Origin of the sequence: Streptomyces parvus, assembly GCF_032121415.1 — a bacterium.
Taxonomy (GTDB): domain Bacteria; phylum Actinomycetota; class Actinomycetes; order Streptomycetales; family Streptomycetaceae; genus Streptomyces; species Streptomyces globisporus_A.
Genome location: NZ_CP135079.1, coordinates 1,190,544 through 1,205,502 on the forward strand (window position 1 = coordinate 1,190,544; position 14,959 = coordinate 1,205,502).

Sequence of the window (14,959 nt, forward strand, 5' to 3'; positions counted from 1 at the left end):
CGACTCATTCACAAGTCGTCTTACCTCCTTGGACGTGACCAGGAAACTTATCGATAGGTCAGCGTGGCACCATGCCGACGATTGGCGACTCTATGGCGTGTCACCGGTCCGCAGCAACACAATCCGCCGGACCCGGCCCGATGTGTCGGCAATCGAACGCCTCGCTGTCAAGGGTGCACAGCGACCAAGCCGCACATTTCACCGCTGCACGAAACGGGTAAAGAGTTACGTTCGGCGCGAGTTGCGCAAGGGCCTCACAGGGCCCGATACGCGTCCGGCCGGACCTTGCGCGCCAAGGTCCGGCCGGAGTCCCGATGTTGACGAAGGGAGTTGACCCGTCAGCCGAGGAGCGTGCTCAGCTCGACGTGCGGGAGACCGTGCGCCTCGGCCACCTCGCGGTAAACCACCTGTCCCTCATGGGTGTTGAGGCCCTTGGCCAGCGCGGCGTCGCGGCGCAGGGCGTCGGCCCAGCCACGGTTGGCGAGCTCCACGATGTAGGGAAGCGTCGCGTTGGTGAGTGCGTAGGTGGAGGTGTTCGGGACCGCGCCGGGCATGTTGGCGACGCAGTAGAAGACCGAGTCGTGGACCAGGAAGGTCGGCTCCGCGTGGGTCGTCGGACGCGAGTCCTCGAAGCAGCCGCCCTGATCGATTGCAATGTCGACAAGTACACTTCCGGGCTTCATCTTGGCGACGAGCTCGTTGGTGACCAGCTTCGGGGCCTTGGCTCCGGGGATCAATACGGCGCCGATGACGAGGTCCGCCTCGACGACGGCCTTCTCCAGCTCGAAGGCGTTGGAGACGACGGTCTGCACCTTGGTGCCGAAGATCCTGTCGGCCTCGCGGAGCTTGTTGATGTCGCGGTCGAGCAGCGTGACGTGGAAGCCGAGGCCCACGGCGATCTGGGTGGCGTTCCAGCCGGAGACGCCGCCGCCGATGACGACGGCCCTGCCCGCGTGGGTGCCGGGGACGCCGCCGGGCAGCACGCCGCGGCCGCCGACCGAGCGCATCAGGTGGTACGCGCCGACCTGCGGGGCGAGGCGGCCCGCGACCTCGGACATCGGGGCGAGCAGCGGGAGCGCGCGGTTCGCGGTCTCGACCGTCTCGTAGGCGATGGCGGTGGTGCCGGAGGCCAGCAGCGCGTCGGTGCACTCGCGGGAGGCTGCGAGGTGCAGGTAGGTGAAGAGCGTCTGGTCCTTGCGGAGCCGGTGGTACTCCTCGGCGACCGGCTCCTTGACCTTGAGCAGCAGGTCGGCGGCGGCCCAGACCTCGTCGGCGGTGGCCAGGATCCGCGCACCGGCGGCGACGTACTCCGCGTCGGGGATGGACGAGCCGACGCCGGCGTCGTGCTCGATGACGACCTGGTGGCCGTGGCGGACGAGCTCATGCACTCCGGCGGGGGTGATCGCCACCCGGAACTCGTTGTTCTTGACTTCGCGGGGGATGCCGACCTTCACGTCGATCACGGTCCTTGGCTCGGAGGGTCATCCGGGCACAACGGAGCACACCCGGACATATACAGCATAAATGGAGACGCCACGGAGGAACGCGGCAGAGCCAGTCTAATGAAGGACTTCTCGCTGTCTAGCCTTACAAAGCCTTAATTTTCTGTCGAAGCACTACGGATTTCGTAGGCTGAGCCCTCCTCGCCCAGCAATCTATCGGCAGCGCCCCGGTGCAACCGGGCCGCCGCGGGATCCCCGAGCCGGTCCAGCGTGTCCGCCAGTCGCAGCTGGAGCGCGGCCTGAAGCCGCACGTCACCGGCGCGCCGGGCCAGCTCGACGGCCTCCCGGCAGGTCTGGAGCGAGTCGTGCGGCCGGCCCGCGTACTCCTGGACCCTGGCCGCTTCACTGGCCGAGCGCGCCTGGGCCGCCAGGTCGCCGAGCCTGCGGTGGCCGGAGGCGGCGGCGCGCCAGTTCCGCAGGGCCTCGCCGTAGCGCCCGGCGTACGTGTGGACCGCTCCGAGCCGGCCGTAGAGCCGGGCCTCGTCGGCCCGCTCCCCCTGGGTGAGGCGCTGGGAGAGGGCCCGGCCGTACCAGTCGGCGGCCCGGTGGTAGTCCCCCAGTTCCTCGTACGCGCCGCCTACGGATTCCATGGCGCGGCCGGTGGCGTACAGGTCCTTCGCGGCCTTTCCGGCGTCCAGCGCGGCCCGGTAGCGGGTCAGCGCCTCCCGGGTGCGGCCGGTGCGGGCGTCCAGGTCGGCGAGGTTGAGCAGGGCGGCCGCCTGTTCGCGGGGCAGCTCGCGGCGGAGCGCCACGTCCAGGACGAGACCGTGCAGCCCGTACAGCTCGGGGGCGGCCTCCTCCGTCCCCCGGTGCGCGGCCAGCGCCCGCACCAGGGCCGCCACCAGGCGCCGGGCCAGGGTGTCCAGCTCGCCGTCGGCCACGGCGAGCCGGGCGGAGGCGAGCAGGGCGGGCTGGCGGACCCGCAGCCAGGCGCCGGCCTCCTCGGCGTTCGGGAAGCGCAGCGAGCGGGGCAGTCCGGCGAGCTTGCCGCGGGCGGTGGACCCCTCCGGCTCGGTGATCGCGCGGCAGGCCTGGAGCCGGCGCACCGTCCGCTCCAGCATCCGGGCGCGGGCGAGCTGGATCTCGGCCGGGCGGTCCCGGTCCTCCAGGAACGCCCGCAGCATCGGGGCGAGGCAGCCGGGCACCGCGTACTGGGGGTGGGCCGCGCCGTCCGTCCGCAGCAGCCCGAGCTTCACGAAGTCGTCGAGGGTGGTGCGGGCGGCGGAGACCGAGCAGCCGGCCAGCGCGGAGGCGGTGTGGGCGTCGGCGAGTCCGGCGGGGGCGAGGGCCAGCAGACGCAGTATCCGGGCGGCGGCCTGCGGCAGGGAGTCGTGGACGAGACGGAGGGCGCGGGCCAGCGGGCGGGCCCCGACGGGCTGCTGCCCATCGGGGTCGGGCAGCTCGTGCAGCTGCCCCGCGACATCGGCGACCGAGGTCATGGGATGGGCGGCGAGCAGGCCGCCCATCAGGGCGAGCGCCGCGGGCTGTCCCCCGCACTCCTCGGCCAGCCGCTCCGCGGTGCGGGGGTCGACGGTGATGCGGACCTGGCCGATGGCGCGGGCGAGCAGCCGCACAGCCGCGCCCTTCTCCAGCCCCCCGAGGGTGCAGGGCCGTACGTCCGGGATGCCGGTCAGCGGCCCGGTCGCGGTGGCGAGGACCAGGCAGTCGGGGTTCTCCGGGAGCAGCGGGTCGACCTGTTCGGCGTCGGCCGCGTCGTCGAGGACCAGGACGAGGCGGCGCCCGGCCAGGGCCTCGCGGACCAGCTCGGACAGCTCGTCCTGGTCGGCGCCGGGCGGGACCGCGATCCCGAGGAGGCCGAGGATCTCGCCGGCGGTGCGTTCGGTGGGGACCCGCTCGCCGTGGGGGTCGGTGAGGCCGACCCGGAGCACCCCGTCGGGATAGTCGCCGGAGCCCGTGCCCGCGACGGCCCAGGGCAGGGTGCCCGTGGCGGCCGCGGCGGCCCCGGCGGCGTCGGTTCCGGTGAGCGCGCCGGCCAGCTCCTCGGCGAGTGCGCTGCGGCCGGAGCCGGGGCGGCCCGCGATGAGCAGGACCCGGGCGCGGGGGGTCTTGCGGCCGGCCAGGGTGTCCAGTCCCGCGCGCTCGATGTCCGCCCGCAGATCCCTCAACTCCCGTTCGCGGCCGAAGAATCGGGGTGGGGCGGCGCCGGACTGCTCCTCGGCCCCCGGGGCCTTCGCCGGGCCGCTGGTGTCCACCGCCTGATCGGTCACGAGCCACGCTCCACTTCGCTGCACGCGATGCCCGCCGGAACTCCGGTCGGGCGCGGTTCGAGCGTAGTTCAGCGGCGGGGACGATCACTGCGGAGCGAGGCGGGACCGCCCCCGATATCCCCCGATCGGATCAGCATCTCTCCAGCTTTTAACTTCCCCCGCTCTTCAGCTCTTCACTTTTTCAGCTCGCTCGGCCGATCGGGGGCGGGACCGGACGGGCCGTCAGGCCTCGAAGGGCCGGGCCGGCCACGGCGCTTCGGCGGGGCGCAGCGAGTCGACGCCGTCGCCCGCGCGTGCGGCGGTGAGCGCGAGCACCCCGACGACCAGGCAGTTGTTGTGCAGGTCTCCCGCGATGACCGAGCGGACCAGCTCGTCCAGCGGCACCCGGGCCTGCTCCATGTCGGCCTCTTCCTCCGCGACCGCGTACCGCTCGCCGTCCGCCTCGGAAAGGTCCCGGGCCAGGAAGATGCGTACGGCCTCGTCGCAGCCGCCGGGCGTGGTGTAGACGTCGGTCAGCACCCGCCAGTCCTCGGCCTTGACGTGCGCCTCCTCGTACAGCTCGCGCTGGGCGGCGTGCAGGGGGTTCTCGCCGGGGATGTCGAGCAGTCCGGCCGGGATCTCCCAGAGCCGGTGGCGTACCGGGTGGCGGTACTGGCGCAGCACGATGACCCGGTCCTCGTCGTCGATCGCGAGGACGGCGACGGAGCCCGGGTGGACCTGGTAGTCACGGCCGTGGACGGAACCGTCGGGCATCACCACCTGGTCGGTGCGGACGCTGGTCTTGCTGCCGGTGAAGGGGGTCACCGTCGCGGTGACCTGCCACTCCTCGGGCGTGTCCTGGATACCCATGTACCTACGTCCTCCCACGAACCAAAAGGAAACCGGGGCACGGTTCCGTATCGGATCCGTACCCCGGTCAACCGTAATGCCTCGGTGCTACGCGTCCGCGCCCTCCGCGGCGACCTGGCGCGCGACGGCGGCCTTCACCAGACCCGCGAAGAGCGGGTGCGGGCGGGTCGGGCGCGAGCGCAGCTCCGGGTGCGCCTGAGTGGCGACCAGGTAGGGGTGCACCTCGCGCGGGTACTCGACGTACTCGACGAGCTTGTTGTCCGGGGAGGTGCCGGAGAAGACCAGTCCGGCCTTCTTCTCCAGCTCGGCGCGGTAGCCGTTGTTGACCTCGTAGCGGTGGCGGTGGCGCTCCTCGACGTACGGCTCGCCCGCGTACGCCTCGCGCACGACGGAGCCCTCGGCGAGCTTGGCCGGGTAGAGGCCGAGCCGCATGGTGCCGCCGAGGTCGCCCGCGCCCTCGACATAGGCGAGCTGCTCCTCCATCGTCGAGATGACGGGGTGGGAGGTGGCCGCGTCGAACTCGGTGGAGTTGGCGTCGGGGATCCCGGCGAGGTTGCGCGCCGCCTCGATCACGATGCACTGAAGGCCGAGGCAGAGGCCGAGCAGCGGGACCTTGTTCTCGCGGGCGTAGCGGATGGCGCCGACCTTGCCGTCGACCCCGCGCTCGCCGAAGCCGCCCGGGATGCAGATCGCGTCGACGTCGCCGAGGTGCTCGGCCGCTCCGGCGGCGGTGCGGCAGTCGTCGGAGGTGACCCACTTGACCTTGACCCGGGCCTTGTTGGCGAAGCCGCCGGCGCGGATCGCCTCGGTGACCGAGAGATAGGCGTCGGGCAGGTCGATGTACTTGCCGACCAGGGCGACGGTGACCTCGTGGTCGGGGTTGTGGACCCGGTCCAGCAGGTCGTCCCAGGTGGTCCAGTCGACGTCGCGGAACGGCAGGTCGAGCTTGCGCACGACGTAGGCGTCCAGGCCCTCGGTGTGCAGCACCTTGGGGATGTCGTAGATCGACTTGGCGTCGATGGCGGCGACCACGGCGGCCTCGTCGACGTCGCACATCAGCGAGATCTTGCGCTTGATGGCGGTGGGCACCTCGCGGTCGGCGCGCAGCACGATGGCGTCGGGCTGGATTCCGATGTTGCGCAGGGCCGCCACGGAGTGCTGGGTGGGCTTGGTCTTCAGCTCGCCGGAGGGGCCGATGTAGGGCAGCAGCGAGATGTGCACGACGAAGACGTTGTCCCGGCCGACCTCGTGGCGGACCTGGCGGACGGTCTCCAGGAACGGCAGCGACTCGATGTCGCCGACCGTGCCGCCGACCTCGGTGATGACGACGTCCACGTCGTCGGTGGCCATGCGGCGGATGCGGTGCTTGATCTCGTTGGTGATGTGCGGGATGACCTGGACGGTGTCGCCCAGGTACTCGCCGCGCCGCTCCTTGGCGATGACCTGGGAGTAGACCTGGCCGGTCGTCACGTTGGCGGAGCCGTCGAGGTCGACGTCGAGGAAGCGCTCGTAGTGGCCGATGTCCAGGTCGGTCTCGGCGCCGTCGTTGGTGACGAAGACCTCACCGTGCTGGAACGGGTTCATCGTGCCGGGGTCGACGTTGAGGTAGGGGTCGAGCTTCTGCATGGTGACCCGCAGGCCCCGTGCCTTGAGCAGGGCACCCAGGCTGGAGGCAGTCAGACCCTTGCCGAGGGAGGAGGCGACACCCCCGGTGACGAAGATGTGCTTGGTCGTCGTGGATGTGGGCTGCATAGCCAAAGGGGGCTCCCGTGGTCGCGATTCTGAGGTGCGTACGGCAGCCGAACCGGGGTTCCGGGGGTGCCGTCGCTGCGGTTCGGGGGCCTCGTCCGCTGTCAGAGACGACCACCGTCCACGGGCTACCAGGGTAACAGCGACGGGGGGAGGCTGCTTCCGGCCACACCCTGCACAAGGGCGTCACACCATCACCTCAGGCATTTCACGTCCCACCCGATCAGCTCAGAGATCTTCCGGGGACGGTCGCGCGGATCTTCGCGGTGCGTCGTATCCTGCTCAAACACTCGCTGCCGAGACGGCCGGGCGGCGGCACCACCCAGGCCGCCCACCGGTACAGGACTCGTCGGATCTTCCCGGGTGAAAGACCCTACGACCCCCTTGACCCGCAGTAAGCGCCCTTTGACGGGGCGACATGGCCGTTCGACTGGAGACGCACGTGGCCGGGCGCATCGAGGATTACGCACTCATCGGAGACATGCAGACCGCCGCCCTGGTCTGCCGGGACGGCACAGCGGACTGGCTGTGCCTTCCCCGCTTCGACTCGCACGCCGTCTTCGCGGGGCTGCTGGGCACCGAGGAGCACGGCTTCTGGCGCCTGGGCCCCGCGAGAGCGGAGGGAACGGAACCAGCCTCCGCCGACCGGCGGCGCTACCGCGGTGACTCCCTCATCCTGGAATCGGAGTGGGACACGCCGCGCGGCACCGTACGGGTGACCGATTTCATGCCCCCGCGTGACGGCGCGCCCCAGCTCATCCGGATCGTGGAGGGTGTCAGCGGCCGGGTGCCGATGCGCTCGGAGCTGCGGATGCGGTTCAGCTACGGCCGGGTGACACCGTGGGTGCACAAGGTCGACAACCGTACGGTCGCGGTCGCCGGGCCGGACTCGGTCTGGCTGGACACCGAAACGGAAACATATGGCCAGAATCTGACCACGTACTCCGACTTCACGGTGGGCCCCGGCGACCGGGTGGCGTTCACGATCAGCTGGCAGCCCTCGCACCACGAGCCGCCCGCCCTCCCCGAGCCGGAGAACTCGCTGGAGGCGACGGAGACCTTCTGGCGCGAATGGGTCGAGCAGTGCACGTACCACGGGCCCTACCGGGAGGCGGTCGTCCGCTCCCTGATCACGCTCAAGGCCCTCACGTACGCCCCGACCGGCGGCATCGTCGCCGCGCCGACCACGTCGCTCCCCGAGGAGATCGGAGGCGTACGGAACTGGGACTACCGCTACACCTGGCTGCGGGACGCCGCGATCACCCTCTCCTCACTGCTGCGCACCGGCTACCGGGAGGAGGCCCGCGCCTGGCGCGAGTGGCTGCTGCGGGCGGTGGCGGGCGACCCGGAGAACCTCCAGATCATGTACGGCATCGCCGGCGAGCGCGAGCTCGGCGAGGCGGAGCTGGACTGGCTGCCCGGTTACGAGAACTCCACCCCGGTCCGCGTCGGCAACGGCGCCGCCAACCAGCTCCAGCTGGACGTCTACGGCGAGGTCACCGAGGCACTGCACCTGGCGCACATGACGGGTCTGACCCGCAACGACTACGCCATGGGTCTCCAGCTCAAGCTGATCGAGTATCTGGAGAAGCACTGGGAGGAGCCCGACGAGGGCATCTGGGAGGTGCGCGGGCCGCGCCGCCACTTCGTGCACTCCAAGGTGATGGCGTGGGTCGCGGTCGACCGGACGATCAAGCTGGTCGAGTCCGGTGACGTCGAGGGCCCGCTGGAGCGGTGGTACGAGCTCCGCGACGACATCCACCGGGACGTCTGCGAGCGCGGCTACGACAAGGAGCGCAACACCTTCACCCAGTCCTACGGGTCGAAGGAGCTGGACGCCTCCCTGCTGCTCATCCCGCAGATGGGCTTCCTGCCGCCGGACGACAAGCGGGTCATCGGCACGATCGAGGCGATCCAGCGGGAGCTGTCCACGGAGGACGGTTTCATCCTGCGCTATCCCACCGAGGGCGAGGACGCGGGCGTCGACGGTCTGGAGGGCGACGAGGGCGCGTTCCTGGCCTGCTCGTTCTGGATGGCGGACGACCTCGCGATGATCGGCCGGGTCGACGAGGCACGCCAGCTGTTCGAGAAGCTGCTGTCGCTCCGCAACGACCTGGGCCTGCTGGCCGAGGAGTGGGACTCGAACCTCCAGCGCCAGGTGGGGAACTTCCCGCAGGCGTTCAGCCACGTCCCGCTGATCGACACGGCCCTGCGGCTGACGGCGAGCGGGGCGTACGTGGGCTGAGCTCGCCCGCACGGAAGCCCGGACCCCGCGTCCCTGTCCCGACGGACGGGGACGCGGGGTCCTGTTCCGTTCAGAGGGCGGTGAGCGGTTCGGCCTCGTACGCCCGGTGCAGGGTCTCCAGGAACCGGGGCGCGGCGGGCAGTCCGGTGGGACCGATGCGGTGGACGGGGATGCCGGGGGTCCAGGAGTTCATGACGGCCGCACCGGCGAGGGCGGGCAGGTCGGCGGGGGTGACCGGGGCGACCCGCTGGCCGATGCCGAGCGCGTCCAGTTGCCTGCGGACGATGCCCAGCGTCGTACCGGTCAGGATCCGGGCCTCGGGCCACACCACCGCGTCGCCGTCCCAGAACACCAGGTTCCAGATGGTCGCCTCGCTGAAGCGGCCCTCGCGGTCCAGGAAGGCGGCGTCGTCGAAGCCGCCGGCGACGGCCTGCCGGAGCAGATGCGTCTTGGCCACCTCGCCGACGTGTTTGACGTGCGGCAGGAACCGTTCGTGCGCCACGGCCGCCAGGGCGAGCGGGCCGTCGGGTCCGGACGACGGCGGCCCGGTCCGCACCAGCAGCGTCAGCTCCCCGTCGGCCGCGGAGAACTCGCCGGCCGTGGAGGAGACCGTGGCCGTCAGCGACATGTCGGCCGGTCCGTCGTGAAGGGCCGTACGCAGATGGGTGCGGACCACGTCCTCGGGCAGGGCCCGGCCGAACAGCTCCACCGACGCGAGCCGCAGCCGCTCCAGGTGGAGGTCCAGGCCCCGGGCCCGCCCGTCGCGGATCTGCAGGGCGGTGAAGTGGGCGTGGCCCGAGAAGGCGAGCGGCGCCAGGTCGCCGGTGGTCGCCGGGCGCCCGTCCCGGTGCGCGGTGTGCGGGGAATTCTCGTTCATGGCTGGGACGTTAGGGCTTGACACCGGTGTCAAGGTCAAGCGTCGAGGGCGGGGATCCATGCTGATCGGGGAGTTGTCGCGGCGGACGGGCGTCAGCGCACGGTCGTTGCGCTACTACGAGGCGCAGGGGCTGCTGGCGGCCCGGCGCGGGACGAACGGCTACCGCTCCTACGACGACGACGCGGTCCTCACCGTGGCGAAGATCCGCACGCTGCTGCGGGCCGGGCTGTCCACCGAGGTGATCCGTGAGGTGCTGCCGTGCGCCGGGGGTGAGCAGCCGGGGTTCGACTGGTGTGCGGAGCTGCGGGAGATCCTGGACGGGGAGCTGGCGGCGATGGACGAGCAGATCGACGCGTTGCGGCGCAGCCGGGGGGCGTTGGTGGGGTTGCTGGGCGAGCGGTGACGGGCGGTGAGCCGTCCGGGCCGTCCGGCCCCGGGGAGCCCGGGGCCGGGCCACGACCTCCCCGGCCCGTCCACGGCATCCGGACTCCCCTGCCATGCGCACCCCGTGCCCCGGGCGGTAGCGTCCTGAACAGGACGACCGCCCGGGGCACGGGCGTGGAACAAGGGGAAAGCGGGCCGGGTACGTGGAGAGCCACAGCGGAATCACCGTGCAGCGGGCGCTGGAGCTGCCGGGGCTGCGCGCCGGGCTCCCGGAGGTGGTGGCCGGCGCCGACCGGCTGAACCGTACGGTGCGCTGGGTGCACGCGGGCGAGGTCCCGAACATCGCCTCGCTCCTCAAGGGCGGCGAGCTGCTCCTGACGACCGGTCTCGGCCTGGGCGCCCGCCCCGCCGAACAGCGCGCCTTCGTCCGCCGCCTCGCCGACCGGGGCATCGCGGCCCTGGTGGTGGAGCTGGGTCCGCGCTTCGGCCGGCTGCCCGCCTCCATCGTGGACGCCGCCCGCGCGGCCGGTCTTCCGCTGGTCCAGCTGCACCGCGAGGTGCCGTTCGTCGCGGTGACCGAGGAGGTGCACACCGAGATCGTCAACGGGCACTACGCGCTGCTCCAGCAGGCGGAGGAGGTGCACCGGCGCGCCACCCGGGCACTGCTCGACGGGGGCGGGGTGCCGCAGGTCCTCGGGATCCTCGCCGACTTCACCGCCAATCCGGTCTTCCTGGAGACCCCCGACGGCCGGCTCCTGTACGCGGCGTCCACCGGGACCGGCCCGGTCGGCGCGGACCCGCTCCAGGTCTGGGAGGGCATGCGCGGCGACCGGGCGGCCCGGGAGTCCCCGCCGACCGGTGCGTTGCTGGTGGACGTGCCCGGCGGCGGGCCCGAGACCGGTTCGGTACGGGCGCGGCTGGTGCTGCTCGCGGTGGCCGGGCCGCTGGCGACCGTGCACCGGATGGCGGCGGAGCGTGCGGCGGGCCTCCTCGCGGTCGTGCTGATGCAGGCCCGGCAGGAGGAGGAGCTGGCGGCCCGGGGCCGGGGCGACTTCCTGACCGACCTGGCGGAGGGCCGGATCGCCCCGGAGGACGCCCCCGCCCAGGCCCGGGTGCTCGGCTTCCGCCCCGGTGAGACCCCGCTCCTCCCGGTCGTGATGCGGCTGGCCCCCGAGCTGTCCCCGTCGGGCAACTGGGCGCTGCTGGCCCGTGCGGTCCTGGAGGAGCTGGCCTCGGTCGGGGTGCCGGTGCTGCTCGGCGTACGGCCCGTGGAGGGGCGGGTTCCGCTGCTGCTGGGGCTGCGGTCGGAGAGCGAGCGCACGGCGGTCGCGGACCGGGTGGCGGCGGCGCTGCGGGCGGGCGTGGAGCGGGCCGGTCTCGACCGGGCCGGATCGCAGCAGCCGGTGGTCGTGGTCGGCGTCGCGGGCGGCTGGGCTGCGGCGGGCGCCGGGCTGCGGCATGCGTCGGAGACGGCGACGGCCGCGCAGGGCCTCGACGACCGGCCCTGGTACGACGCCCGGCGGCTCGACATCGATCTGCTGCTGTGGCGGCTGCGGGACCATCCGGATCTGTCGGCGTTCGTGAACCGGGCGATCGGTCCGCTGCGCGAGCACGACCGCACCTCGCGCCCGCCGTTGCTGCCGACGCTCCAGGCCTATCTGGCGCACGCGGGCCGCAAGGCGGAGACCGCCCGCGAGCTGCACCTCAACCGCCAGACCCTCTACAACCGCCTCGCCCGGATCGGCGAGCTGCTGGGCACGGACCTGGACGACCCGCAGACGGTGCTCGCCCTGAGCCTGGCGCTACGCGCCCGCCGCCACACGACCTGACGCGCCGGCCCGCCGCCACACCTCAGAGGCGCCGGGCCCAGAGACGGCCGCGCCGGACCCTCGGCGATCCGGACGGGCGTCCCGGGCCCCGCCCGTCCGGTCAGCGGCCGCGTCCCGTCGCCAGCGGCTGCGTCAGCTCGTCGTAGACGCTGAGCACATGGGCGATCGTGTCGTCCTCGGTGGGCCAGCCCGCCGCCTGCACCCGCCCGGCCTCGGCGAGCCGGGTCCGCGCCGCCGGGTCCCCGAGCAGCCTCACGACCGTACGGGCGAGGGCATCGGCGTTGCCGTACGGCACCAACTCAGCTGCTCCACCGACCAGTTCGGGCACACCACCGACCGCCGTGGCCACCAGTGGCACCCCGGACCGCAGCGCCTCCTGCGCCAGCGGGGAGCGGCGGCCCTCCCACCGGCTCGGCAGAAGGGCCAGATCCGCTGCGGCGACCAACTCCCCCACACCTTCGCGCGCCCCGATGAGGGAAACGGGCAACTCCTCGTCCCTGATCCGTCGTTGCAGGGCCTCCCGGTCACGCCCCTCCCCCGCGATGACGAGCAGCGGCGCGGGGTCCAGCCGCCGCCAGGCGTGGGCCGCGTCCAGCAGGGTGCCGAAGCCGTGCTGCGGTACGAGACTGCCGGCGGCCATCAGCAACGGCCGGTCCACCGCTCCCAGTTCGGCCCGCACCTTGCCCTCGTCGACAGCTCGGACCGGGTGCGCGGGCGGGGCGGCGGCGGGGGCGAGCCGGGCATCGCGGGCTCCCCGCGCCCGGGCCCGGTCCACCAGGTCGGACGAGGGGGCGAGGACCACGGCCGCCGCCCGTGCGGCGCGCCGTTCCAGCAGGTGGAGGATCTGGCGGCGGGCGCCTTCCGCGTACCGCCGGGTGTGCCAGGTCATCACGAGGGGCACAGGGCGTCCGCTCAGCGCGAGGGCGGTGCGGGCTGCCGCGTGGAGACCGTGGGCGTGGACGACGTCCGCCCCTGTGCAGGCGGCCCGCAAAGCGGCGACGGCGGCCGGGTCGCTGCGCCGGGGCACCGGCAGGAAGCGGGCTCCGGTCGCCGTGAAGTCGTGGGCGCGGTCCACGGCGGCCGGCGCGCAGACGGTCACCTGCACCCCGCGCGCCGCCAGCCCGGCGGCCAGCGAACCGACGTGCGCGCTGCTGCCCGCACTGCCGCCGCCCAGGACTTGGACCGTACGCAGCTGTGACACGTTGATTGGCTCCCCGGGGCTCCGGAGTCGGCGGTAAGTACAGCGCCAAGGATGCCAGCCCGTACGCACGTTCCGGCACCGCCGTAACGTTGCTGCCGCACTCACGGCGACAACCGGCCACACCGCATCACCCTCACGGGTGAATCAAGGGTGCAGGATGAGACGCGGGGTTCCCGTCATCCGGGGAGGCGGGCCCGGGCGGAGGAATCCCCGCCCGCGCCCACACCGGTGCGCGCCGCGCCCGACGGTGCCACGCCCCCGGACCTCATCCGTCGGCGCGCGCTGTGGCCAGCAGCTCCTCGGCGTGGGCGCGGGCCGTCTCGGAGTCCTCCTGGCCCGCCAGCATCCGGGACAGCTCCCGGACGCGGTCCTCGCCCTCCAGGACGGTGACACCGCTCCGGGTCACCGAACCGTCCACGGTCTTCTCGACCAGCAGCTGCCGGTCGGCGAAGGCCGCGACCTGCGGCAGGTGGGTCACGACGACCACCTGCGCGGACTTGGCGAGCTTGGCGAGCCGTCGGCCGACCTCGACGGCCGCCTTGCCGCCCACGCCCGCGTCGACCTCGTCGAAGAGATACGTCGGTACGGGGTCGGAGCCCGCGAAGACGACCTCGACCGCGAGCATCACCCGGGACAGCTCACCGCCCGACGCGCCCTTGGCGATCGGCCGGGGCTGGGCGCCCGGGTGCGGGGCGAGGAGCAGTTCCACCTCGTCGGCGCCCGAAGGCCCGTAGAGGACGCTCCGCCCGCCGATGTCGATGCCGGACGCCTCGTCCGCCGCCTCGGTCTGCCGGATGGCGAAGGAGACCCGGGCGTGCGGCATGGCGAGCGAGGCCAGCTCCTCGGTCACCGCCTCGGCGAACCGGGCGGCGGCCTCGGTGCGCGCGTCGGTCAAGGCCTGCCCGAGCACGGAGAGTTCGGCCCGCAGCGCATCGCGCTCGGCGGTCAGTTCGCCGATCCGCTCATCGTCGCCCTCCAGCTCGGTGAGCCGCCCCGCACCCTCCTGGGCCCAGGCCAGCACGGCCGCGATGTCCTCGCCGTACTTACGGGTCAGGGCGGTCAGCGCGGCCCGGCGCTCCTCCACGGCGGCCAGCCGCAGCGGATCGGCCTCCAGCTGGTCGGCGTACCCCGCCAGCTCGCCGGAGACGTCGGCGATCAGGATGGAGATCTCCCCGATCCGGTCCGCCAGCGCGGCCAGCGCCGGATCGTGGGCCCGGACCCCGTCCAGGGCCTGCCCGGCGGCGGCGACGACGGTGGTGGCATCGACGCTCTCCGGGTCCTCCGGGTTCCCCGCCAGAGCGGTGTGCGCGAGGGAGGCGGCGGAGGCGAGGGCCTCGGCGTGACCCAGCCGCTCCGCCTCGGCGGCCAGCTCGACGTCCTCCCCCGGCAACGGCTCGACGGCGGCGACCTCGTTCAGCCCGAAGCGCAGCAGATCCGCCTCCTGGGCCCGCTCCCGGGCCCGGGTGGTCAGCTCGTCGAGCTCGGCGGCGACGGCGCGCAGCCGCCGGTAGGCCGCCGCGTACTTCGCGTGCGGGACCTCCACGCCGGCTCCGGCGTACCGGTCCAGGGCGCCCCGCTGCCGGGCGGGCTTGAGCAGACCCTGCTGGTCGGTCTGGCCGTGCACGGCGACGAGTTCGTCCGCCAGCTCGGTCAGGACCCCCACCGGCACGGATCTGCCGCCGAGGTGGGCCCGTGAGCGCCCTTCGGCCGAAACGGTACGGCTGATGAGCAGCGCGCCGTCGTCGAGTTCCGCCCCGGCCTCCTCGGCCCGCAGCGCCGCCGCGTCGCCCTCGGACACGGTGATCCGGCCCTCGACGACCGCGGCCTTGGCCCCGACCCGTACGAGAGCGGGGTCCGCGCGCCCGCCGAGCAGCAGCCCGAGGCTCGTGACGACCATGGTCTTGCCCGCCCCGGTCTCACCCGTGACCGCGGTGAAACCGGGTGACAGCTCCACCACCGCGTCGTCGATGACTCCGAGCGACCGTATCCGCATCTCCTCCAACACGGACATGACCTTACGAGGTCCCGGGCCGGACGCGCGACGGCCCCCGCTCCCGGATTCACTCTCCCGGGTGGAGCGGGGGCCGCGGGCGCT

At 72.9% G+C, this 14,959-nt stretch carries 10 protein-coding genes; 3 read left to right on the top strand and 7 right to left on the bottom strand.

Annotated elements, in window-relative coordinates:
- Positions 1–338 precede the first annotated feature (338 nt).
- The 4 genes from ald to RNL97_RS06460 all read right to left on the bottom strand — a co-directional run bounded on the left by ald (position 339) and on the right by RNL97_RS06460 (position 6,331).
- Entirely contained in the window at positions 339–1,454 is a 1,116-nt protein-coding gene (gene ald, locus RNL97_RS06445) for an alanine dehydrogenase (protein ID WP_030590396.1), read from the bottom strand.
- 143 nt (positions 1,455–1,597) lie between these two features.
- Positions 1,598–3,730, bottom strand: coding sequence for an ATP-binding protein (locus RNL97_RS06450; protein ID WP_030590398.1), 2,133 nt, complete (start codon positions 3,728–3,730; stop codon positions 1,598–1,600).
- A gap of 222 nt (positions 3,731–3,952) precedes the next feature.
- Positions 3,953–4,579 (bottom strand): NUDIX domain-containing protein, encoded by a 627-nt coding sequence (locus tag RNL97_RS06455; RefSeq protein ID WP_030590400.1) that lies wholly within the window; start codon positions 4,577–4,579, stop codon positions 3,953–3,955.
- A gap of 87 nt (positions 4,580–4,666) precedes the next feature.
- Positions 4,667–6,331, bottom strand: a complete 1,665-nt coding sequence (locus RNL97_RS06460; RefSeq protein WP_243313653.1) for a CTP synthase — start codon at positions 6,329–6,331, stop codon at positions 4,667–4,669.
- A 415-nt stretch (positions 6,332–6,746) separates the two neighbouring features.
- Here RNL97_RS06460 and RNL97_RS06465 point away from each other — a divergent pair, with 415 nt between their 5' ends.
- Positions 6,747–8,573 (top strand): glycoside hydrolase family 15 protein, encoded by a 1,827-nt coding sequence (locus RNL97_RS06465; protein ID WP_030590404.1) that lies wholly within the window; start codon positions 6,747–6,749, stop codon positions 8,571–8,573.
- A gap of 70 nt (positions 8,574–8,643) precedes the next feature.
- Here RNL97_RS06465 and RNL97_RS06470 read toward each other — a convergent pair whose 3' ends face one another.
- On the bottom strand, positions 8,644–9,450 hold the full coding sequence (locus RNL97_RS06470; RefSeq protein WP_243313654.1) for an aminotransferase class IV family protein: 807 nt from the start codon (positions 9,448–9,450) through the stop codon (positions 8,644–8,646).
- Between the two features lie 58 nt (positions 9,451–9,508).
- Between RNL97_RS06470 and RNL97_RS06475 the strand changes: the two genes are divergently transcribed.
- Both RNL97_RS06475 and RNL97_RS06480 read left to right on the top strand, forming a co-directional pair.
- Positions 9,509–9,853, top strand: coding sequence for a MerR family transcriptional regulator (locus tag RNL97_RS06475; protein WP_030590407.1), 345 nt, complete (start codon positions 9,509–9,511; stop codon positions 9,851–9,853).
- Between the two features lie 184 nt (positions 9,854–10,037).
- Entirely contained in the window at positions 10,038–11,663 is a 1,626-nt protein-coding gene (locus RNL97_RS06480; protein WP_313750468.1) for a PucR family transcriptional regulator, read from the top strand.
- Positions 11,664–11,763: 100 nt separating this feature from the next.
- Here the strand turns inward: RNL97_RS06480 and RNL97_RS06485 are convergent, their stop codons facing one another.
- Complete coding sequence (locus RNL97_RS06485; protein WP_313750469.1) at positions 11,764–12,864, bottom strand: glycosyltransferase family 4 protein; 1,101 nt, start codon at positions 12,862–12,864, stop codon at positions 11,764–11,766.
- Between the two features lie 265 nt (positions 12,865–13,129).
- Positions 13,130–14,875: a DNA repair protein RecN gene (gene recN, locus RNL97_RS06490; protein ID WP_030590417.1), complete on the bottom strand. Its 1,746-nt coding sequence runs from the start codon at positions 14,873–14,875 to the stop codon at positions 13,130–13,132.
- Between the last annotated feature and the right edge of the window lie 84 nt (positions 14,876–14,959).